At 62.9% G+C, this 20855-nt stretch carries 16 protein-coding genes and 1 pseudogene; 11 read left to right on the top strand and 6 right to left on the bottom strand.

The window, feature by feature from the left end:
- From JCM12178_RS12690 to JCM12178_RS12675, 4 genes are all read left to right on the top strand, one after another.
- Positions 1 to 1533 (top strand): ABC transporter permease (locus tag JCM12178_RS12690; RefSeq protein WP_157054910.1); only part of this gene is annotated, 1533 nt, incomplete at its 5' end.
- On the top strand, positions 1530 to 3533 hold the full coding sequence (locus JCM12178_RS12685; RefSeq protein ID WP_054651879.1) for a DUF6785 family protein: 2004 nt from the start codon (positions 1530 to 1532) through the stop codon (positions 3531 to 3533). The genes JCM12178_RS12690 and JCM12178_RS12685, both read left to right, overlap by 4 nt.
- Before the next feature lie 10 nt (positions 3534 to 3543).
- Positions 3544 to 4305, top strand: coding sequence for an aminotransferase class IV (locus JCM12178_RS12680; RefSeq protein WP_054651878.1), 762 nt, complete (start codon positions 3544 to 3546; stop codon positions 4303 to 4305).
- A 48-nt stretch (positions 4306 to 4353) separates the two neighbouring features.
- On the top strand, positions 4354 to 5424 hold the full coding sequence (locus JCM12178_RS12675) for a glycosyltransferase family 9 protein (RefSeq protein WP_054651877.1): 1071 nt from the start codon (positions 4354 to 4356) through the stop codon (positions 5422 to 5424).
- A gap of 76 nt (positions 5425 to 5500) precedes the next feature.
- Here the strand turns inward: JCM12178_RS12675 and JCM12178_RS12670 are convergent, their stop codons facing one another.
- The 5 genes from JCM12178_RS12670 to JCM12178_RS12650 are packed head-to-tail and all read right to left on the bottom strand — an operon-like array spanning position 5501 to position 10855.
- Positions 5501 to 6793, bottom strand: a complete 1293-nt coding sequence (locus JCM12178_RS12670; RefSeq protein WP_054651876.1) for a DUF3426 domain-containing protein — start codon at positions 6791 to 6793, stop codon at positions 5501 to 5503.
- Positions 6794 to 6817: 24 nt separating this feature from the next.
- Positions 6818 to 7357: a hypoxanthine phosphoribosyltransferase gene (gene hpt / locus JCM12178_RS12665; protein WP_054651875.1), complete on the bottom strand. Its 540-nt coding sequence runs from the start codon at positions 7355 to 7357 to the stop codon at positions 6818 to 6820.
- Between the two features lie 24 nt (positions 7358 to 7381).
- Complete coding sequence (locus tag JCM12178_RS12660; protein ID WP_054651874.1) at positions 7382 to 7840, bottom strand: N-acetyltransferase; 459 nt, start codon at positions 7838 to 7840, stop codon at positions 7382 to 7384.
- Positions 7841 to 7854: 14 nt separating this feature from the next.
- Positions 7855 to 8379 carry a TlpA family protein disulfide reductase gene (locus JCM12178_RS12655; RefSeq protein ID WP_054651873.1) on the bottom strand — a complete coding sequence of 175 codons (525 nt, stop codon included), beginning with the start codon at positions 8377 to 8379 and terminating at the stop codon, positions 7855 to 7857.
- A 55-nt stretch (positions 8380 to 8434) separates the two neighbouring features.
- Complete coding sequence (locus JCM12178_RS12650) at positions 8435 to 10855, bottom strand: homocysteine S-methyltransferase family protein (protein ID WP_054651872.1); 2421 nt, start codon at positions 10853 to 10855, stop codon at positions 8435 to 8437.
- 231 nt (positions 10856 to 11086) lie between these two features.
- Here JCM12178_RS12650 and JCM12178_RS12645 point away from each other — a divergent pair, with 231 nt between their 5' ends.
- The 7 genes from JCM12178_RS12645 to glpX are packed head-to-tail and all read left to right on the top strand — an operon-like array spanning position 11087 to position 18427.
- A complete protein-coding gene (locus tag JCM12178_RS12645) occupies positions 11087 to 12097 on the top strand; it encodes a sigma-70 family RNA polymerase sigma factor (protein WP_054651871.1) in 1011 nt (336 codons plus the stop codon).
- Positions 12098 to 12118: 21 nt separating this feature from the next.
- The gene (locus tag JCM12178_RS12640; protein ID WP_054651870.1) at positions 12119 to 13861 is read left to right on the top strand and encodes a tetratricopeptide repeat protein; all 1743 of its coding nucleotides are present in this window, start codon (positions 12119 to 12121) and stop codon (positions 13859 to 13861) included.
- The gene (locus JCM12178_RS12635) at positions 13858 to 14655 is read left to right on the top strand and encodes a hypothetical protein (protein WP_054651869.1); all 798 of its coding nucleotides are present in this window, start codon (positions 13858 to 13860) and stop codon (positions 14653 to 14655) included. The genes JCM12178_RS12640 and JCM12178_RS12635 overlap by 4 nt, the downstream gene beginning before the upstream one ends.
- Positions 14656 to 14706: 51 nt before the next feature.
- Positions 14707 to 14988 (top strand): DUF5320 domain-containing protein, encoded by a 282-nt coding sequence (locus tag JCM12178_RS12630; RefSeq protein ID WP_054651868.1) that lies wholly within the window; start codon positions 14707 to 14709, stop codon positions 14986 to 14988.
- 10 nt (positions 14989 to 14998) lie between these two features.
- Entirely contained in the window at positions 14999 to 15439 is a 441-nt protein-coding gene (gene rpiB, locus JCM12178_RS12625) for a ribose 5-phosphate isomerase B (protein ID WP_054651867.1), read from the top strand.
- An 18-nt stretch (positions 15440 to 15457) separates the two neighbouring features.
- Positions 15458 to 17434, top strand: coding sequence for a transketolase (tkt, locus tag JCM12178_RS12620; protein WP_054651866.1), 1977 nt, complete (start codon positions 15458 to 15460; stop codon positions 17432 to 17434).
- Positions 17435 to 17443: 9 nt separating this feature from the next.
- Complete coding sequence (glpX, locus tag JCM12178_RS12615) at positions 17444 to 18427, top strand: class II fructose-bisphosphatase (RefSeq protein WP_054651865.1); 984 nt, start codon at positions 17444 to 17446, stop codon at positions 18425 to 18427.
- Between the two features lie 77 nt (positions 18428 to 18504).
- Here glpX and acs read toward each other — a convergent pair.
- Positions 18505 to 20483, bottom strand: a pseudogene (gene acs, locus JCM12178_RS12610) (acetate--CoA ligase).
- Between the last annotated feature and the right edge of the window lie 372 nt (positions 20484 to 20855).

Here is a 20855-nt window from a genome sequence, read left to right as displayed (position 1 = left end):
CCCGTCACCCGCGGCGGCGATGACGCGCCCGCCCGCGGCGTGGTCGGCCTGTCGCATCTGGAACCCGAGGTCACCGGGCTGGACAGGATTCTGGTCAAGGGCCGCTGGTTCCGCGAGGGCGAGACAGGGGTTGTGCTGCTTCCGGAACGCATTGCCGACGAGCTTGGCGTGGACCCGGAAGATCCGCAGCGTAACGAGGTCATCGTCTGGGGTTACCGCCTGAAGGTCACGGGCGTCTTCTCGGACACCGGCCTGCGCGACCACCCCGACCTCGACGGCGAGCCGATTACGCCCATTGTCTATCCCAACGAGGCTGCGGCGCGACTCTCCGACGTTGAGGCCGAGGCCATCGATGAAGGCGAGGAGGTCGTCTCCTACGAGTCCCGCTACCGGCACATCCCCGGCTACGAGACCATCATCATCCCGTCCGAGGCGCTGCTCTCGCTGGGCGGCGGCGCGGGCAAGCTCAAGGGCATCGCGGTCAAGCCGCTCACGCCGGACATGCCCGGCGGCGAACTGGGCGACCGCTTCGGCATGATGCTCTTCAGGGGCGGGCCTGACGGCACGTCGCTTTTCTACACCGCGGACGCGGTGAGCTACGGCGGGGTTGCCAACATCCTCATCCCGGTGCTCATCTCCATCCTCATCGTGCTCAACACCATGATCGGCAGCGTGTACGAGCGAAAAGGCGAGATCGCGGTCTATACCTCCATCGGTCTGGCCCCGCCGCACGTTGCCTTCCTGTTCATCGCCGAGTCGCTGGCGTTTGCGGTCATCTCCGTGGTGTTCGGCTACCTGCTGGCGCAGGGCGCGGCCGCGTTCCTTGCGGGGACCCCGCTCTGGGCGGGCATGACCGCCAACTATTCGTCCACGGCGGGCGTGGCGGCCATGCTGCTGGTCATCGCCGTGGCCCTCGTTTCGTCCATCTATCCGGCCAAGGTCGCGGCGCGCATCGCCATCCCGGACGTGAACCGTTCGTGGACCATGCCGGAGCCCAAGGGCGACACCCTGACCGTGGTGCTGCCGTTCCTCATCAAGCTGCACGAGCAGTTCAGCGCGGGCGGGTTCCTGCGCGAATACTACCTTGCGCACGAGGATGTCTCCCACGGCGCGTTCAGCACCGAGAGCGTGGAGTGCACCTTCGTGGACCGTGACCAGTCCATGTTCCGTGACGACTCCATTCTTGCGGGCCTGACCGGGGACCAGCTTGACCGTGACGATTTCTGTTTCGACATGAACCTGCGCGCGTGGCTCGCGCCGTTCGACTTCGGCGTGCGCCAGAAGGTACACCTGATCTTCTGTCCCTCCGACGTCTACAAGGGGTTCAGGCAGGTGCGCGTGACCATCACCCGCGAGGCCGGGGAGGCCAAGGCGTGGCAGAACCTGAACCGCACCTTCATCAACGACCTGCGCAAGCAGCTTCTGGCGTGGCGCTCCCTTGACGACGAAGCCGTGGAATCCTACGCGGGCGACCTGAAGACACACATCGACGAGACGCTCATGAACAAGGCGTTCAAGGAGGATCGGGCATGAGCCGGACCATTCGCTTGCGGGCCATCGTCACGGGGCTTCTGATCGGGCTGCTGCTCAGCGTCATCACTCCGTACAACAGCGCCGTGCTCGGCAATACGCCCATCGGCTCCGGCTCCTTCCCGCTGGCTCCGTTCTTCATCGCGGCGTGGCTTTTCGTCATTTGCGCGGTGCAGGCGAGGCTGACGGGCCGGGAACCGTGGCTGCGCGGCAGCGAAATTCTCACGGTCTGGGCCATGAGCGCGCTCTTTGCGGCCATCTCCTACGGCGGGCTGGCCGAGACATTTTTCCTGAACGTGACCGCCCCCGAGCGGTTCGCGGCAGAGGGCTACCGCTGGGCCGAGACCCTGCGGCCCATTCTGCCGGAGTCGTGGTACCCCTCGGATGCCGGGACCGTGAAACTGCTCTACAACGGACTGCCCGACGCCCGCGATCTGGGCCTCTCCGGCATCGTGGCCTCCATCCCGTGGGCTGGCTGGCTGCCGGTGCTGGCGGTCTGGAGCGTATTCATCCTCGCCTCCTACTTCGTCATGCTCTGCCTGATGCGCCTGTTCGGCCGCCAGTGGGTGGTCAACGAGCGTGTGACCTTCCCGCTGCTGCGTACCCCGCAACTCATGGGCAAGGCGCTGGATGAGGGCGGCTGCCAAGGGTTCTGGAGCAACCGCTACCTGCTTTGGGGCCTCGGGTTCGCCATCTGCCTGCATCTCTTCAACGGCATGGCCAAATACTACCCGAGCGTGCCGGAGTTCCCCACGCTCATTCTTGCGGGAAAATACTTCCCCAAGTTCGGCCTCTTCTCGGGCTTTCACAAGCTCAAGATGGCCATTGTGCCCGCGTTCATCGGCTTCGCCTTTCTGACCACGAGGCAGATCAGCTTCAGTCTGTGGGGATTCTACATTCTGGCCGGGCTGCTCTTCGGCCTGCTGTACGTCATGGGTTGGCAACTCCCCGAGGCTGCGCTTGGCACCACCTTCGGCCCGGACCTCGCACGGCCCGAGGCCGCCCAGACCATCGGGGCCTATGGCATCTTTTTCATCTTTCTCGTCTGGCTGGCCCGGCACCATCTCAAGGAAGTCTGGATATGCAGCATCCGGCCCGTGTGCAAACCGTTTCTCGAGCAGCACGAAGCCTCCGGAGCCTTGCCGGATGAATGGACCCCGCCCATTTGGCCGCTCTGGGGCGCGCTTGGGGGCGGTGTGTTTCTGGCCTTCTGGTGCTGGTACTTCGGCCTGCCGCCGCTCGCGGCCATTCTGCTTCCGGGCGCGTTCTTCATGGTCATGCTGGTCTCGGCCCGCGCCGTGTGTCAGGGCGGCCTGCCGTTCTATACCCTGACCGCCGCCCCCTCGGACGGACTGACCGGGCTGTTCGGCTCCGGTTTCCTCGGTTCCGCAGGCATAGCAGCCACGGCAGTGATGCAGAAAGTGCTTTTCCTCGACGTCAAGGACTCGGTCATGCCGACCCTGTTCCACTCCAGCAAGATCGGCGAGCAGTCGGTGCGCCGCCGCATGGTTCCCCTTGCCGTGGGGCTGTCGCTGGCGTTGGCCGTGATTGCCGGGTTCGCGGTCATGTTGGTGCTTTGTCATAAATACGGCCTGCGCGAACTCAAGCTGGACTGGGCCACCCAGACCGTCATCGCCAACTACCAGAACGCCCAGCGGCTCGTGGACGTGCCCACAGGACCGAACCAGTGGATGATTTTCTTCTCCGGGGTCGGGGCCGTAGTCATGGGCCTGCTCATTTTCTGCTATTACCGTTTTCCGTGGTGGCCGCTGCACCCCATCGGTTACCTCGTGTGCTATTCGGCCACGCTGAAGATTCTCTGGTTCAGCATTTTTCTTGGCTGGGCCTGCAATCACCTCTGCCTGCACTACGGCGGCACCGCGCTCTACAACAGATTGCGGTTCCTGTTCATAGGCATGATTCTGGGTGACTTCCTTTCCGGCGGGTTCTTTGCCGCGCTTGGGGCGTGGACCGGAACCGTCTACAACGTCTTCCCGTTCTAGGACTCCGGGCATGATTCACTATCGCGACGGCGGCTGGCATGACGGGCCGGTTCCTATGGACCCCACGGGCGAGGCCTTCAAGTTCGGCGTGGGCTTTTTCGAGACCCTTCTTTACAACGGCGAACGCATCATGCACGCCGGGTTGCACGAGGAGCGGCTGCAAAACAGCCTGCGGGCCTTTGATGTCGCCTGCGAACTGCCCGACATCCATGCCGTTTGCACCGAGGCGGCACTGCGAAACGGCCTTGAGGGTCGCGAGGCGCGGGTGAATGTCTTCTGCCCCGTGGAGCATGGCCGGGCCGAGCCGGTGATTCTGGCCGCGCCGTTCGAGCGTCCCGAGGGGCCGCTTCGTCTGCGCGTGCATCCGGACCCGGTGGTCAACCCCATGGCCGGGCACAAGAGCATGAACTATTTCTTTCACCTCGCGGCACACCGTTCGGCCATGGACAGCGGCTTTCACGACGCGGTGCTGGTGACGCCCAACGATGAGGTTCTGGAGACCTGCTTCGCCGCGTTGGTGTTTCGGCGCGGGGAGCAGTTTGTCACGCCCGGCGGACCGGGACGGCTGCCGTCCACCGCGCTGGCCGTGGCGGGCGGGATCATCGACATCCGGCCCGAGTTCGTCTCCCTCGACCTGCGCGATTTCGACGCCTGTTACAGCCTGAACACCCTCGGCGGTATGATGCCGGTGGAGCTGCTCGGGGACAGGCGCTTTGCCGTGGACCGGACGACCTGCCGCACGGTCTCCGCCGCCATCATCGGAAAAGAATAACCCCGCTGCCTTGCCGTATACACCAAGGCAGGGTACACCCAAGGCGTTATGAGCGAATTCAAGAAAATCGGCGTCTGGCAGACCGCCTTTCTCGGCGACGCGGTCCTCACCCTTCCACTCATCACCGCGCTGAAAGAGCGTTATCCCGAAGCGGAAATCCACTTTTTCGTGCGCAAAGGCTTTGGCGAGCTGTTTTCCGCGCAGCCGGAAATCGCCGAAGTGCATGAGTTCGACAAGCGCGGCGAGCAGAAGACCCTCGGTGATGCGCGCCGGTACGGCAAGCAGATCAGGAAGATGGGGCTGGACCTCTGGATATCCACCCACGCCAGCTTCCGCAGCGCAGCGGTGGCCCGGGCAACGGGCATCAAGAAGCGCATCGGCTACAAATCGCCGTGGTACAACCGGCTGGCCTACCACAAGGTGGTGGATCGACGCTTTGATGAGCTGGAGGAGATCGAGCGGCTGCATCAGTTGCTGCTGCCGCTCGGCATCGAGCCGCCCGCGCCCGAGCCGAAGGTCGTGCTGCCGGAGCTGGCGAAAGGCGTTGCCGAAGCGGTGCTGGCCATGCAGCCAAAGGATGTGCCCATAGTCGGGCTGCATCCCGGCTCCACATGGCCCACCAAGTGCTGGCCCATAGAGTATTACGCGGTCATCGCCCGTGCCGCGGCCAGTGCCGGATGCGGGGTGATGATATTTGCCGGGCCGGGCGAGGAAGAGGCTTCCGCCAAGGTGCGCCAGCTCGCCGGGCGAGGCGTGCATTCCCTGAGGATCACGGACATGGGCGGCAAGCTCAAGCTGCCCGAGCTCGCGGCGGTCATCGGCCGACTCGACGCCTACGTGACCAACGACTCCGGCCCCATGCACCTTGCCTGGATGCAGAAGACGCCCACGCTGGCCATGTTCGGCCCCACAGTGCGCAAGCTCGGATTCTTCCCGCGCGGCGATCATTCCGTTGTGCTGGAGAGCGAGTTGGAGTGTCGCCCCTGCGGGCTGCACGGCCATGAAACCTGCCCGGAAAAGCATCACAAGTGCATGACAGAGATCACGCCGCAGATGGCGTGGGACGCACTTATCGCCATGCTCGGCCTTGACCGCAGGGAGCAGGGCGCGGATTCCTGATCCACGTTGCCATCTCAAATAGAAAAACCCCCGCTGCCGAAGCTGCGGGGGTTGTTTTTTGTATGGTGGCCGAAAACTATTCCGGCTTCTGGACGTCCACGACCTTGACGCCGAACTCCTTCACCTTGTCCACGGGCGCGTTGAATATGGCTGCCATGAACGGGGTGGATGCGCCGGGCCGCAGGAAGGTGTTGTTGGAGAGGATGCCGACCTCGGAGGACAGGCCCTCTTCGATTTCCTGCTGCGACTGTACGCGGAGCTGGAACATGGAGAGCTGGTTGCCGCACATCACGCGCTGGGACGTGAGCACGTTGCCGTTCGCGTCGTAGAGGAATACCTCCACTTCAATGCGCTCCCTCGGGGCGTCAAAGGCGTTGATCGCCTGTCCCTGAACCACGAAGACCAGTCCGGCCTTTTCGTTCTGCACGTAGTACTGGCGGACGTTCTTGAGCTCGATGTTGCGGATTTTGTCTTCCTGTGAAAGCGGCTCGTCGCTTTCCGCGTCGCCGAACAGGGAGCCGACAACCGGCACGTCCTTGAAGGTCTCGGCGGGATTGATGCCGAAGAACTTCCAGGCCTTGAAGTACCAGCCCGCGCCGATTGCGGCCACAAGCAGCAGGATGACGATCAGGGCGATCCACTTGCCCTTGCCGCTCTTGGCATCTTCCTCGTCGTCGAGGTCGAAGTCGGTATCAAAATCTTCGTCAGCTTCCTCGGCGTCTTCCTCGTCGTCGGCTTCGGCAAAGAGGTCTTCCTCGGTGTCGTCGGCGTCGTCGAAAAGACCGCCTTCGAGCTGGTCGCCTTCCGCAGCCTTGTCGTCATCGCCGAACAGGTCGTCCACATCGGAAGTGTCATCCTCTGGTGCGGCCGCCGGAGCGTCGTCATCGTCGCCGAACAGGTCGCCGAGTTCGTCCCCTGCGGCGGTATCGGCCGCAGGTTGCGGCTCGGCTGCAGGGTCAGGCTCGGCATCGCCGAACAGGTCGTCGAGGTCTTCGCCGTCACCAGCGCCGGACCCGTCGTCAGCCTTGTCATCGCCCGAAGGTTCGTCGAAGAGGCTGTCGAAGTCGCCCTCGGGCATGTCGTCGTCGGCAAAGGTGTCGCCGCCGTGTTCTTCGGGCTCTTCGCCTCCGGCCATCTCGTCAAAGGCTTCGTCAAAGGCCTTGTCGGGATCGTCGGCGGGCTGCTGGGCGGATTCCTTCGGGGCGGCCTGCTCCTCTTCGAGCAGGTTCTCCACCTCGTCCTCGGGCGCAGGCGGGTCAGCCTTGAAGACATGGCTGCAGCGCGAACACTTGACCTTGGTCCCGCCAGCGGGGATCCGGTCTTCGGGGAGGTTGTATTTTGTCTGGCAATTCGGGCACGTAACGATCATGGCGCGCACCTCTGGGGGTTCGGGTTACTCTCCGACGTCGGTCGAAAGTTCGTAGATGCCGTCGAGTTCGCGGTACCGTTCTGCGTAGTCCAGACCATAGCCCACAATGAACCCTTCGGAAAGGTTGAATCCGGAAAAGTCCACTTGGACGCCGGTCTCGCGTCGTTCATGCTTATCAATAAGTGCACAAATTTTCAAACTCTTGGGATTTCTTCTCTTGAGCACGTGAATCAGAAAGTCCATGGAGTGGCCGGTGTCCACGATGTCCTCGATGATGAGCACGTCCTTGCCCTCGATGGGTATTTCGAGGTCCTTGGAGAAAATGACGTCCTCACTGCGCGACGTGGCCGAACCGTAGCTCGCCAGCCGGACGAAATCCACCTCCATGGGGCGGTCTATCCTGCGGATGAGGTCGGAAAAGAACAGAAAGGCGCCCTTGAGCACGCAGACGCAGACGAGGGGGTCGGTGTTTTCCTCGTAGCTCTCGACGATCTCTCGGCCGAGGTCGTCCATGCGTTCCCTGATGGTCTCGCCGGTGATGAACGGTGTCAGTTTATGGCCCATGGCATAGTTCCGGATTTTTATGGTTTAGAGTTCGATGGTCATGGCTACCTCGTTGCACAGCTCCGGGAAGCGCGGGCAGTTGAGGCAATCGGCCCATATCTTCTGGTTCAGCGTGTCCATGGCCGCCCGTTTGAAGCCCATCTTCTCAAAGAATCCCGGCACTTCGGTAAGGGTGAAAATGGAGTAGATGCCAAGCGTCACGGCCTCGCTCAAAGCCGCGTCAACCAGCTTTCGGCCGATGCCGCCGCCCCGGCAGTCCTTGCTGACCACCAGCGAACGGACCTCCGCCAGATCGGCCCACGTTATGGAGAGCGCGACGCAGCCGTAAATCTTTCCGTCCTGCTCGGCAACGAAAAAATCGCGCAAGTGGCTGTAGAGCTGGCTGAAAGAGCGGGGCAGCACGAGGGATTCATGGTCTTCCTGCCGCATGAGCAGGGTGTGGATGGTCTTGATGTCGGCGATCTTCGCCTTGCGAATCAGCATGAGCGTACTCGGAGTTAGCGTGCGGGGAAGCGTTTCTGCATGGCCTGATGCTGTTCCTCGGTGAACTCGTCGGGGTGGGTGACGCTGCGGCCGAGGATGTCGAACAGCATGGGGGTGTATCCCTCAACGGTATACACCGGCGTGCCGTCCGGGGCGTAAATGTCGGTTCTGGGGATGGGGCCGATGCCGCGGGCCCTGACAAGCCCTTCGGTTGCCCTGTAGACGTCGAGGCGGGACTGGCCGCCGAAGAACCGCTTGAGGGCTTCCTCGGAGTCGTTGACCGACACGGCCAGCACGCGGACGTCTTCGCCCATGGCGGCCTTGTATTCCTCGAGCGCGGGAATTTCCTTCATGCAGGCCGGGCACCACGTGGCCCAGTAGACCACGTACACGGGCTTGCCTTTGCTCTCCGCAAGCTTTTGCTGCAACTGGGCAGCGTCGAGCTCGGGGTATTCCGCTGCTCCGGCCAGACAGCCGGAGGTCAGCATGAGCGCCAGCAGCGACAGCAGGGAGATGACGCGATGAAGTCGTGTTTTCATCGCGCCATGATAGCAGGGTTCTCCCCGGAGTCAAAGCCGAACAACGCCTCTTGCGTTATTGGACCAGCGACTGGGCCAGTTTGACCGCGTCGAGAGCGTCCGTGCTCCAGCCGTCAGCGCCGATGGCGTTGCAGAATTTCTCGGTCACGACCGCGCCGCCGATGATGACTTTGGCCTCGAGACCCTGCTCGCGCACCAGCTTCACCGTGTCCTCCATGCGGACCATGGTGGTGGTCATGAGCGCCGAGAGGCCGATGATGCTGGCCTTGTGCTCGCGGGCTGCGGCCACGATGCGGTCGGCAGGCACGTCCTTGCCGAGGTCAACCACCTCGAAGCCGTGGTTGCCGAGCATCAGGCAGACGATGTTCTTGCCGATGTCGTGGATGTCGCCTTCCACCGTGGCCATGATCACTACGGGCTTGGCTCCGCCGTCGGATTCCTCCTTGAGCAGCGGCTCCAGCCTGCCGAAGGCGGTTTTCATGGCTTCGGCAGAGCGCAGGAGTTGCGGCAGGAAATATTCCTTGCGCTCATATTTCACGCCCACGTCCATGATGCCCGGGATGAGCAGATCGTTGACCACGTCCATGGCCCTGAGGCCGGACGAGAGTTTTTCCTCCACCAGCCCGACGATGGCGTCCTTGTCGCCGGTGACCACGGCCGTGAAGACCGGGTCTTTCCCTTCGGTGCTCGATGGCGCGGACCCCTTGGAGCCGGATGGCGCGGCGCTTCCGGGCGTTCCGGGCTGCCAGTCGGAGTAGGCCGAGATGTATTTTTCGGCCTGCTGGTCGCGATTGAGCAGCACCTCCACGCTGTGCAGGGTCTCCTGCAGCCGTGCGGAGTTGGGGTTGGAAATGAACGAGGTCAGGCCTGCGCCCATGGCCAGCGCGAGGAAGTTGGAGTTGAGCAGTTCGCGCGCAGGCAGGCCGAAGGAGATATTGGACAGGCCGATGGTGGTGGCAAGCCCCAGCTCCTCCTTGCAGTGGCGGATGAATTCGAGGCTGGCTCGGGCGGCTTCCGGCTTGGATGAGACGGTCAGGGCGAGGGCGTCCACCACGATCAGGCGGCGCGGGATGCCCAGCGCATCGGCCTCGGCAAGCAGCTTTTCCAGCACGGCGATGCGCTCCGGGGCCGTGACCGGGAGCTTCTTGCCTTCAAGCGGCAGCAGGATGAACGGTGCGCCGAATTTCCTGCAGATCGGGCCGAGGCGCTCCATTTTTCCGGGTTCACCGGAGATGGAGTTGACCAGCGGGGAGCCGGGGTAGTTCCAGAGCGCGTTTTCCACGGCGTCGGAGTCGTTGGAGTCGATGGAGAGCGGGCACTGGTGGCGGGAAACAAGGTCCTTGACCAGCGCGGGAAGCAGGGTCTTCTCGTCCACCATGGGCGCGCCCACGTTGACGTCCAGCACCGGAGCGCCCTGTTCAAGCTGTTCCCCGGCGAAGCGCAGCGCTTCGGTGAAGGTCCCGTCCTGAAGCTCTTCGGTCAACTGCTTCTTGCCCGTGGGGTTGATGCGTTCGCCGATGATGACGCCGCGATGCTCGAAGCCGAAGGGCACCGACACGGCGCGGGAGGTGACGACGGTGCAGGCGTGGTCCGTCTTTTCGGGCAGGCTCCACGTGCGTCCTTCAGCCTTGGCGCGCAGGGCGCGTATGTGGTCCGGCGTGGTGCCGCAGCAGCCGCCCACGATCTTGGCCCCCACGTCGAGAAAGCGCACGGCCTGTTCCGCGAACGCCTCGGGCGCGAGGCGAAACACAGTGTTGCCGTCCTCGTCAAGCTCGGGCAGACCTGCGTTGGCCTCGGCAAAGGTCGGGGTCTCAAGGCGCGGCAGCCAGCTTTCAAGCGTGTCGTACATCTGCTCGGGACCGGCTGAACAGTTCGTTCCGATGAGCTCCACGCCGAGGTTCTGCATGGTGTCCACGTAAGTTTGCGGGCTGGTGCCGGTCAGGCAGGCCCCGCCCTCGAAGGTCATGGAGGTGGCAACGGGCAGGTCGCAGACTTCGCGCGCGGCAATGACCAGCGCCTTGATCTCGGCGAGGTCGAAGTGGGTTTCGCCGAGGATGAGGTCGGCGCCGCCAGCCACGATGCCTTTGATCTGCTCTTTGAAAATTGCCACCAGCTCGCGGAAGGTGAGCGGGCCGAGCGGCTCCACGAACTTGCCGGTGGGGCCGACGGACCCGGCCACGAAGGCGCGTCCGTCAGCGACCTTGCGCGCAAGCTCCACCATGGTGCGGTTCAGCTCGAACACGTCTGCTTCGCCGTGCAGCTTGGGGGCCGAGCCGCCGAAGGTGTTGGTGGTGATGAGGTCGGCTCCGGCCTCCACGTAGTCGCGGTAGGCCGAGGCGATCACGTCCGGGGCCTGCATGCCCCACAGCTCGGGCGACAGTCCGGCGGGCAGTCCCCGGCTCTGCAGCAGGGTTCCGTATCCGCCGTCAAAGAAATAAATCTTGTCATCCGCAAGCGCTTTTCTGAAATCAGCCACGACTCTCTCCGTAACGTCTGCCCGGTCAGGGGTTGTTTATTTCAATATCAAGATTCTTTGATATAGTCCGGGAGATGAGAAAAATCAAGCCCCGGCAGCGAGTGTCCATGCGGAGCTCTGCCGAAAAGCATTGAAAAGGGCAAATAAAAAATATACGCTTACGTTTTACAAGCAGAAACATCGCCCGGACGGCGCAAGCCGCCCGTCACAACATATTTCCAGAAGACACGCATGGCACCCGACAAGAATACCGTCGACCCCGATATCCTGATCTCGGACGAGGAGGACGTCGCCATTGACGCGGAAGCGTCAGGCGAAACCCTGCCCGTGCCCAAGAGCATGAGTCTTCCGGCCACGTTCCACGAGAAGAAGTCGGAAGTCTCGGTCCGCGATCCGCTGCAGATGTATCTCAAGGAGATATCGCGCTTTCCCATGCTCAAGCCCGAAGAGGAGCTTGAGCTGGCCCGCCGTGTGCGCGATGAAAACGATCAGGACGCGGCCTTCCGGCTGGTGTCCTCGCATCTGCGCCTTGTGGTGAAGATCGCCATGGACTTTCAGCGCCGCTGGATGCAGAACGCCCTCGACCTCGTGCAGGAGGGCAACGTGGGCCTGATGAAGGCCGTGCAGAAGTTCGACCCGGAGAAGGGCATCAAGTTCTCCTATTACGCCGCGTTCTGGATCAAGGCCTACATTCTCAAGTACATCATGGACAACTGGCGCATGGTCAAGGTGGGCACCACCCAGACCCAGCGCAAGCTGTTCTACAATCTGAACAAGGAACGCCAGCGCCTCCAGACCCTCGGGTTCGATCCCACCACGGAGCTGCTCTCCGAGCGGCTGGACGTGACCCGGGCAGACATCGAGGAGATGGATCAGCGGCTCTCGCGCAACGACATGTCGCTGAACGCCCCGGTGGGCGAGGAGTCCGACGCCACCCGCATGGACTTTCTGCCCGCCCTTGATCCGGGCGTGGAGGAAAAGCTGGCCAACGACGAGATTACCGATCTGCTGCTGCAGAACATCCGGGCCATTGAGCCGGAGCTCAACGAGAAGGAGATCGTCATTCTCAACGAGCGGCTGCTCTCGGAAAACCCGGTGACGCTCCGGGAGGTCGGCGAGCAGTTCGGCGTCACCCGAGAGCGCGTCCGCCAGATCGAAGCGCGCCTGCTCAAGAAGATTCGCGATCACATGAGCGAGAGCGTCAAAGGCTTCTCGCGCGACTGGATCGAGGAAGAAGCATAGCCTGAAAGAAACGGAGACCTGATGAAGCTCACCCACGCCCTACGCCCGTGCCTGCTGGCGCTCCTGCTGCTGGCGGCCGCCTGCGCACCGATGACCGCACCGGTCGCCACCGGTGACCCGGCCGCTGCCACACCGCGCGGCAACGAGGCGCAGATCACCTACAACTATCTGCTCTATCAGGACTATCTTTCCCGCATGAACCGCCTTGGCCCGGCCTCGGACGCGGACCGCGAGAAAGCGCTGCGCTCCCTGCGCGACAAGGCTGCCGATACGCTGCGCAAGGTCATCGATGCCAGCCCCGAGCCTCAGCTCTACCTTGAGCTGGCCAGCCTCTACTGGAACGACGGCAACTCCGGAGCCCGTGCGCGCGACATTCTCAACGAAGGGCTGGAGCGCTACCCGGAAAACAGTCTTTTGACCATCTACCTCGCCAATTCGTGGATTCAGGAAGGCAAGGCCGAAAAAGGCCTCGGCCTGCTGGAGCGCTATGTGGCGGCGCATCCCGGCGAGTATGAGGTGCGCATCAAGCTGGCGCAGGCCTATCTCGACACCCGCAAGCCCGCAGAGGCGCTGGATCAGCTCAACAAGCTTTCCAAAGAGAGCCGCACTCCGGAAGTGCTGTTCCTGTTTGCCGCGGCAGAATCCCGCCTCGGCCAGACCCAGAAGGCCATCGGCCACCTGAAGAACGCCCTGAAAGAGGACCCCCAGTATTTCGAGGCCTTGGCCGAGCTGGCCTACCTCTATGAAACCGTGGGCGACTACACCGAGGCCGAGAAGACCTACCGCCGCATCCTCGAGATGGGCGACGTCCGAAACGAGGTCCGGCTGCGGGTGATTCTGCTCAATCTCAAGCTGAACAACGTGGACGAAGCCATGCGGCTGGCTCTTGACGGGCCGGGCAGCAAGGCCTTCCTGCTCGATGCGGCCTCGCTCTTCCTGAACGAAGGATTTCAGGCGCAGGCCTCCACCGTGCTGGACGCGCTGGCCTCCGGCGGCAACCCGCCCGGTGAGTACTGGTTCTACAAGGCCGTCATCGCATGGGAAGGAGAAAACGACGCGGCCAAGGCCGCCGAGTATCTCGCCACCATCGGCAAGGACCATCCGTTCTACTCCCGCGCGCTGGAGTTCCGCGGCCGCCTGCTGCACTCCATCGACCGCTCGGACGAGGCCCTGCAGCTCACCCGTGAAGGCCGCGAACTGTTCCCGGACAAGAACGAATTCTATCTGCTCGAGGCCGCCATTCTCGTGGACACCGACCGCATGGAAGGTGCCCTCGAAGTGCTTGAAGAGGGGCTTGAGCATCGCCCCGAAGACCCGGAACTGATGTACGAGAAGGGCGCGCTGCTGGAGAACATGGGCCGCCGCGACGATGCGCTGGACTTCATGGAGACCATGCTGGCCGCGCATCCTGATAACTCCGATGCACTGAATTTCGTGGGCTACACGCTGGCCGAGGAAGGCCGGGACCTTGAGCGCGCGCTGGTGCTCGTCACCGCCGCCTATCGACTGGACCCGCAGAACGCCTTCATCGCCGACTCGGTGGCCTGGGTGCAGTACAAGCTCGGCAACTTCGACAAGGCCTGGAAGTACATCCGCGAGGCCGTCTCCCAGATGGCCGAAGAGCCGATCCTTTGGGAGCACTACGGCGACATTGCCCGTGCGCTGGGCAAGACCGCCGAGGCCCGCAAGGGATACGGCAACGCGCTCAAGTACCACCACAACGATCCCGACGCCATCAACGCCAAGCTCAAGGGGCTGCAATGATCCGTCTGCGCCTTCCGCTGCTTCTGGCCGCCACGCTTCTGCTGGCGGCCTGCGCCAAGCCTGTCCCGCTGCCTCCGGCGGACGTGGACAACGCGTGGGAGGCGTTTTCCGGACAGTACCTCAAGCCGTTGCCCGCAACGGGCATCACTGCCAAGGCCTCGTTTCTCTTTTCCCGCGAGGTGCCTGAAAAGCAGAGCGGCCGCCTGACCGTGGAGCTTTGGGGCGAGCTGAACAGGCCGCTGCGCATGAACGCCTCTGCCGGGTTCGGCAAGACCGTGGCCCTGATGCGTGAGGACCACTCCGGCCTGACCGCCTACTACCCGGATCGCGAGACCGCCTACTGGTGTCAGGACCCCGTGGTTGCATCCATGGCGCTTGGCCTGCCGCTGCCGTTTTCCCTGCGCGATCTCGCCATGCTGGCTGGCGGCTGCTTCGAGACCATTGTGCCTGATCGTTACGCCATCGGCATGATTCAAAAGGATCGGCCGACGTATACCTTCCCCGAAGGCCCGGTTGCCCTTTTGCAGACCGACTCCCTCGGCAGGCCGCTCAAGCTGGAAGGCGAGGTGCGGCGCGGCGACCGGACCATCAAGTGGAAGGCGGACATCGACGGCTATGACGACGGCCCTGAGCCGGAGCGCATCGTTTTCACATTCGATACCGGCGGTCGCGGTGTCTTGCGAATCCGCAACCGAGACCTTACAGTCGAGCCCTGGACCGAGAAATCCCTTGAACTGGACCTTCCGGACAAGACCGTGATCCGCGCCGTCTGCGCGTTTCCCAGGTCCGGATGACCGCATATACATTATTCAATGCCGGGAAAGGAGCCGGGAAGGAGCAAGGACATGAGCGATCACCACACCGAAGCCAACGGACCGCAGACCCTCGGGGAAACCGTGAAACTGGGCCTTTCAACATGGTGGAGGGAGGCGAAGAAACTGCTCGGCGGAGCCTCGCGCCGGTTCGAAATCAGCCGACTTGAAAAACAGCTCAAAGAAGAATATGTCCACCTCGGTCGCATCGCGGAAGCGCCGCGGGGCAAGAAACAGGAAAAAGAGCTCTGCCTGAAGCAGATCGCCTTCCTCAAGGAAGAGATCGACGCGCTCAGGGAAGAGCTGGAACAATAGGACAACCATCATGAGCAAGACGATCGTCATCGGTTCGGACCACGGCGGCTTCAACCTGAAGCAGACCCTCATCGACACCCTCGAAGGCTGGGGATACACCGTGAAGGACGAGGGGCCGCACAGCCCCGAGAGCTGCGATTACCCGGTATTCGCGGCCAAAGTGGTCAAATCCGTCAGGGAAGAAGGCACGCTCGGCGTGCTTGTCTGCGGCAGCGGGCAGGGCATGGCCATGACCGCCAACCGCTTCTCCGGCATCCGCGCCGCGCTGTGCACCAATGAATTTCATGCCCGCATGGGTCGGGCCCACAACAACGCCAACGTCCTGTGTATGGGCGAGCGCGTCACCGGCGTGGGGCTGGCCACGGACATTCTGAAAGTGTTCCTCGAAACCGAATTCGAGGGTGATCGTCACAAACGCCGCGTCGACCTGATCGACAGCATCGAAAAGTAGCCCCGCAAGGAACCCGACATGACTATCGATACCAAAATGGACCAGAAAACCGTCTCCGTGGTCAAAGGACTGATCATGGACGGCGTGGCCAAGGCCAACTCCGGCCATCCCGGCGGGGCCATGTCCTCCTCGGACTTCGCCACGCTGCTCTACTCCGACACCCTCAACTACGACCCGGACGACGCCAAGTGGTTCAACCGCGACCGCTTCATCCTCTCTGCCGGGCACGAATCCATGCTGCTCTACAGTCTGCTGCATCTCGCCGGATTCGTGGGCATGGACGACCTCAAATCTTTCCGCCAGATGGACAGCCTGACCCCGGGCCATCCCGAGTGTCACCTGACGCCCGGCGTCGAGGCCACCACCGGCCCGCTCGGACAGGGCTTCGGCATGTCTGTCGGCTTTGCCGTTGCTGAAGCGTTCCTGCGCAGCAAGCTCGGCAACGACGTGGTCGACCACTACACCTATACCCTGAGCTCGGACGGCGACCTGCAGGAGCCCATCGCCCTCGGCGCGGCCTCCCTCGCCGGTCTCTGGAAGCTCGGACGCCTGATCGTCTTCTACGACTCCAACAAGATTCAGCTCGCCGGTCCCACCAACCGCGCAGACTGCACCGATTACAAGAAAGTTTTCGAAGGCATGTGCTGGCAGGTGCTCGAAGTGGACGGCCACGATCACGAGCAGATTCGCAAGGCCATCGCCAACGCCCAGCTTGAGACCGAGAAGCCGACGCTCATCGTCTGCAACACGGTCATGGCCAAAGGCGCGGCCAACGTGGAAGGCGACCACAACACCCACGGCGCGCCCATGAAGGCCGACGAGATCAAGGCCACCAAGGAAAAGCTCGGCCTGCCCGAAGAGGCGTTCCACGTCCCCGAGGACGTGGTGAACCACTTCCGCGCCCGCCACGACGCCATGCGCGCCAAAGTGGCCGAGTGGAAGGCCAACCTTGAAAGCAAGCTCGCTTCCAACGCCGACTTCAAGGCGCTCTGGGAACAGATCAATACCGACCGCGCCGCCCTCGCGGTGGACACCCCGAGCTTCGAGCCGGGCGAGACCGTGGCCACCCGCAAGGCGTGGGGCGCGTGTCTGAACGAACTGATGAAACAGCTGCCCAACCTCATGGGCGGTTCCGCGGACCTCGACCCCTCCAACCAGACCGGAACCTTCCGCGAGACCGTTGGCAACTTCGGCGTGGAAGGCTACGAAGGCCGCAACCTCGCCGTGGGCGTGCGCGAATTCCCCATGGCCGCCATCATGAACGGCATCGCCCTGCACGGCGGCATCATCCCGTTCGGCGCGACCTTCCTGACCTTCTCGGACTACTGCCGCAACGCCATCCGCATGTCCGCGCTGCAGGAACTCCCGGTCTTCTACGTCTTCACCCACGATTCCTTCTGGGTCGGCGAAGACGGTCCCACGCACCAGCCCATCGAGCACATCGCGTCCCTCAGGCTCATCCCGGACCTCATCGACCTGCGTCCCTGCGACGCCAACGAGACCGCCCTGTGCCTGAAGATCGCCCTCAAGCAGCAGAAGCACCCCTCCTGCCTGTTCCTGACCCGTCAGGGGCTGCCCGTGCTCGACCCGGCCGAATACCCGGCCGTCACCGACGGCGCCGAGCGCGGCGGCTACATCATCAAGGACTGCGAAGGCACTCCCGAACTGATCATCCTCGCCTCCGGTTCCGAAGTGGCCCTGGCGCTGGATACTGCCAAGCTGCTGGACAAGAAGGTCCGCGTGGTCAGCATGCCGAGCTTCAAACTGTTTGACGAACAGCCCGAATCGTATAAAACCGAAGTATTGCCGCCTGAGGTGACCGCCCGCGCCGCTGCGGAAGCAGGCCGCCCGGAAACGTGGTACAAGTATGTCGGCTGCAACGGCGTGGTGCTCGGACTCGACCACTTCGGCCAGTCCGCGCCCGGCAAGCTGCTTTCGGAAAAATACGGGTTCACCCCCGAGAATTTTGCTCGGATCATCAAGGAAAAATTCTAGGAGATCACAATGGAAGCCCCACAGAAAAACCTTGCCATGGACCTTGTCCGCGTGACGGAAGCCGCGGCGCTCGCCTGCGCCCGCTGGCTCGGACGCGGCGACAAGGACGCCGCCGACAAGGCTGCCGTGGACGCCATGCGCCTGTGTTTCAATTCCATGGACATTGAAGGCACGGTGATGATCGGCGAAGGCGAGAAGGACGACGCCCCAATGCTTTTCAACGGCGAAAAGCTCGGCCGTGGCGGCGACACCAAGGTGGACATCGCCGTGGACCCGCTCGAAGGCACCAACCTGCTCGCCTTTGGCCGTCCCAACGCCATCTCCGTGGTGGGCGTGGCCCCCGCCGGGACCATGTTCGATCCGGGCCCGAGTTACTACATGCAGAAGCTGGTCGTGCCCTCCGCCGCCAAGAACGTGGTGGACATCGAGGCCCCGACCCAGCACAACCTCAAGTACATCGCCAAGGCGCTGGACAAGGACGTGGATGACCTCGTGGTCTTCGTGCTGGACAAGCCGCGCCACAAGAAGCTCATCAGCGAAATCCGCGAAGCCGGTGCCCGCATCCAGCTTCACACCGACGGCGACATCACCGGCTCCCTCATGGCAATCGACCCGCGCAGCGAAGTGGACGTCATGATGGGCACCGGCGGCACCCCCGAAGGCGTGCTCTCCGCCATCGCCATCCGCATCATGGGCGGCGAGATGTTCTGCAAGCTGGACCCCCAGCGTCAGGACGAAAAGAACGCACTGGCCGAAGCGGGCATGGACCTGCGCCGCGTCTACAAGGTCGCGGACCTCGTGGCTGCGGACGACCTCTTCTTCGCCGCCACCGGCATCTCCGGCGGCACTTTCCTGAAGGGCGTCAAGTACACCGGCCACGGTGCGGAAACGTCCTCCCTCGTCATGCGCGGCAAGACCGGCACCATCCGCTACGTCGAAGCCATCCACGACTGGGAATCCCTGATGAAGTTCAGCGCAGTCCAGTACGACTAGCACGCTTGTTTCGCATACAACTGAAAAGGCCCGCCATTTGGCGGGCCTTTTTTTCGGCAATGACTTGATTCAACGGGCTAGGAGCCGAGCAGGTCTTCCTTGCCTTCGATGAGGTCGGTGATGACACCGGGATCGGCCAGCGTGGAGGTGTCGCCGAAGTCGTCCTGACCGGCGGCAATCTTTCGGAGCACGCGGCGCATGATCTTGCCCGAACGGGTCTTGGGCAGGCCGTCGGCAAACTGGATGACCTCGGGCGTGGCGATGGGACCGATCTCCGAGCGAACCCACTTCTTGAGCTCCGCGCGGATTTCATCGGACTCTTCCTCGTCCGCCTTGAGGGTCACGTAGGCATAGATGGACTGGCCCTTGACCTGATGCGGCATGCCGACAACAGCGGCTTCGGACACGGAAGAGTGCGCCACAAGGGCGGACTCGATCTCGGCGGTGCCGAGGCGGTGGCCGGAGACGTTGATGACGTCGTCAAGGCGGCCCATGATCCACATGTAGCCGTCAGCATCGCAGCGCGCACCGTCGCCGGACTCGTACATGCCGGGGAAGCGCTCGAAGTAGGTCTTCTTGAAGCGCTCGGGGTCGCCGAACACGCCGCGCAGCATGCCGGGCCACGGCTTGTCCACCACGAGGTGGCCGCCTTCATCCGGGTCAGCCGGAGAACCGTCGGCACGGACGATCTTTGCGGAAACGCCGGGCAGGGGCCGGGTCGCGGAGCCGGGCTTGAGCGGAGTGGCATACGGCAGCGGGGAGATGAGGAACCCGCCGGTTTCCGTCTGCCACCACGTGTCGACGATGGGCAGCTTGCCCGCGCCGATATGCTCCTGATACCACTTCCACGCCTCGGGGTTGATGGGCTCGCCGACGGACCCGAGGATTCGCAGCGTGGAGAGATCATAGTTCTGGGTCCACGACTCGCCTTCGCGCATAAGGCGCGGATGACGGTAGGTGCGGTGTAGAACAGGTTGACCTTGAACTTTTCCACGATCTGCCAGAAGCGGTCCGGCTTGGGATAGCTGGGCACGCCCTCGAACATGAGCGAGGTGGCACCAAGGCAGAGCGGTCCGTAAAGAATGTAGGAGTGACCGGTGATCCAGCCGATGTCCGCCGTGCACCAGTAAACATCGTCTTCCTGCAGGTCGAAGACCCACTGCAGTGTATGCGCGACATACGTCAGGTAGCCGCCGGTAGTGTGGACAACGCCCTTGGGCTTGCCGGTGGAGCCGGAGGTATAAAGGATGAAGAGGATGTCCTCGGCATCCATCTCCTCGGGCGGGCAGTCGCCGCGGATGTCGTCCTCGGCCATGACGTCGTGCCACCAGCGGTCGCGACCTTCGACCATCTCCACGTCGTTCCCGGCGCGCTTGACGATGACGGCCTGTTCGACGGTGGGACAGCCGCTCAGGGCGTCGTCGGCATTGGGCTTGAGCGGAATGGTCTTGCCCGCGCGGATGACCGCGTCGGCAGTGACCAGCACCTTGGCTTCGCAGTCCTGAATGCGCGACTGGAGCGAAAGGGCGGAGAATCCGGCAAAGACCACGGAGTGCATGGCCCCGATGCGGGCGCAGGCAAGCATGGCAATGGCCAGTTCCGGCACCATGGGCAGGTACAGGGCCACGCGGTCGCCCTTTTTGACGCCCATTTTCTTCAGTGCGTTGGCAAACTTGCAGACCTCGGTGTACAGCATCTGGTAGGTGTAGACCTTCACTTCCTCATCCGGCTCCCCCTGCCAGATGATGGCGGCCTTGTTCCGGCGGCCGTTTTCCAGATGCTTGTCCAGGCAGTTGTAGGAGACATTCAGCTTGCCGCCCTTGAACCAGTTGATCTCCGGCTTGTGGAAATCGTAATCAAGAACGGTGTCCCACGGCTTGAACCAGTCCACCAGCTCTTCCGCACGCTCTGCCCAAAAGCCTTCCGGGTCTTCATCAGCACGTTTGGCGAGCGTCTCAAACTCGTCCATGCTGCGAATGTAGGCATTGTCGTTCTTGGGCGGCTGGAAGAGTTGGCCCTCTTTCATCATACTTTCAATCTTGCTTTCTTCGCTCATACTGTCTCCTCAAGTCTTGCCGTTATGAAAAGCTGGCCCGCCGGACGGACCGCAATCCCCCTGTGCTCGACGCCGGAGGGCGTCATGGTGAGCATATATCTATATGAACTTTTTTCCAACTCGCGATCGATATTAGGTGAACGGTTTAAATCCGGCAGGTGAACGGCAAAAGCAGGGACAGGAGAACCGCACCTGCGGGTAAACGGCTGTCTGCGGCGGGCAGCAGGTGGGTGCCTCCGGCGGCCCTCCGGGGGCATAAACCCTTTTCCAAAAGGGTTTGAGAATCCCAAAACGGTTTGGCCTGCCTTCGGCGGGGCTGTTCGGTGGCATACAGTTTTCGCATGGCACAAACGCCTTCAAGTCAGGGATTGC

It is taken from the genome of Salidesulfovibrio brasiliensis JCM 12178 (assembly GCF_001311825.1).
In the GTDB taxonomy this organism is placed as follows: Bacteria; Desulfobacterota; Desulfovibrionia; order Desulfovibrionales; family Desulfovibrionaceae; genus Pseudodesulfovibrio; species Pseudodesulfovibrio brasiliensis.
Note: the sequence above shows the minus strand (reverse complement) of the source record. Positions and strands in the feature narration are given on the sequence as shown.

What these genes read in the sequence shown, in the direction of transcription:
- JCM12178_RS12680 (WP_054651878.1), top strand. Translation starts at nt 3,544, where the DNA reads ATGATTCACTATCGCGACGGCGGCTGGCATGACGGGCCGGTTCCTATG.
- rpiB (WP_054651867.1), top strand. Translation starts at nt 14,999, where the DNA reads ATGAGCAAGACGATCGTCATCGGTTCGGACCACGGCGGCTTCAACCTG.
- glpX (WP_054651865.1), top strand. Translation starts at nt 17,444, where the DNA reads ATGGAAGCCCCACAGAAAAACCTTGCCATGGACCTTGTCCGCGTGACG.
- JCM12178_RS12660 (WP_054651874.1), bottom strand. Translation starts at nt 7,840, where the DNA reads ATGCTGATTCGCAAGGCGAAGATCGCCGACATCAAGACCATCCACACC.
- JCM12178_RS12675 (WP_054651877.1), top strand. Translation starts at nt 4,354, where the DNA reads ATGAGCGAATTCAAGAAAATCGGCGTCTGGCAGACCGCCTTTCTCGGC.
- JCM12178_RS12645 (WP_054651871.1), top strand. Translation starts at nt 11,087, where the DNA reads ATGGCACCCGACAAGAATACCGTCGACCCCGATATCCTGATCTCGGAC.
- tkt (WP_054651866.1), top strand. Translation starts at nt 15,458, where the DNA reads ATGACTATCGATACCAAAATGGACCAGAAAACCGTCTCCGTGGTCAAA.
- JCM12178_RS12670 (WP_054651876.1), bottom strand. Translation starts at nt 6,793, where the DNA reads ATGATCGTTACGTGCCCGAATTGCCAGACAAAATACAACCTCCCCGAA.
- JCM12178_RS12685 (WP_054651879.1), top strand. Translation starts at nt 1,530, where the DNA reads ATGAGCCGGACCATTCGCTTGCGGGCCATCGTCACGGGGCTTCTGATC.
- JCM12178_RS12630 (WP_054651868.1), top strand. Translation starts at nt 14,707, where the DNA reads ATGAGCGATCACCACACCGAAGCCAACGGACCGCAGACCCTCGGGGAA.
- JCM12178_RS12640 (WP_054651870.1), top strand. Translation starts at nt 12,119, where the DNA reads ATGAAGCTCACCCACGCCCTACGCCCGTGCCTGCTGGCGCTCCTGCTG.
- JCM12178_RS12635 (WP_054651869.1), top strand. Translation starts at nt 13,858, where the DNA reads ATGATCCGTCTGCGCCTTCCGCTGCTTCTGGCCGCCACGCTTCTGCTG.
- hpt (WP_054651875.1), bottom strand. Translation starts at nt 7,357, where the DNA reads ATGGGCCATAAACTGACACCGTTCATCACCGGCGAGACCATCAGGGAA.
- JCM12178_RS12655 (WP_054651873.1), bottom strand. Translation starts at nt 8,379, where the DNA reads ATGAAAACACGACTTCATCGCGTCATCTCCCTGCTGTCGCTGCTGGCG.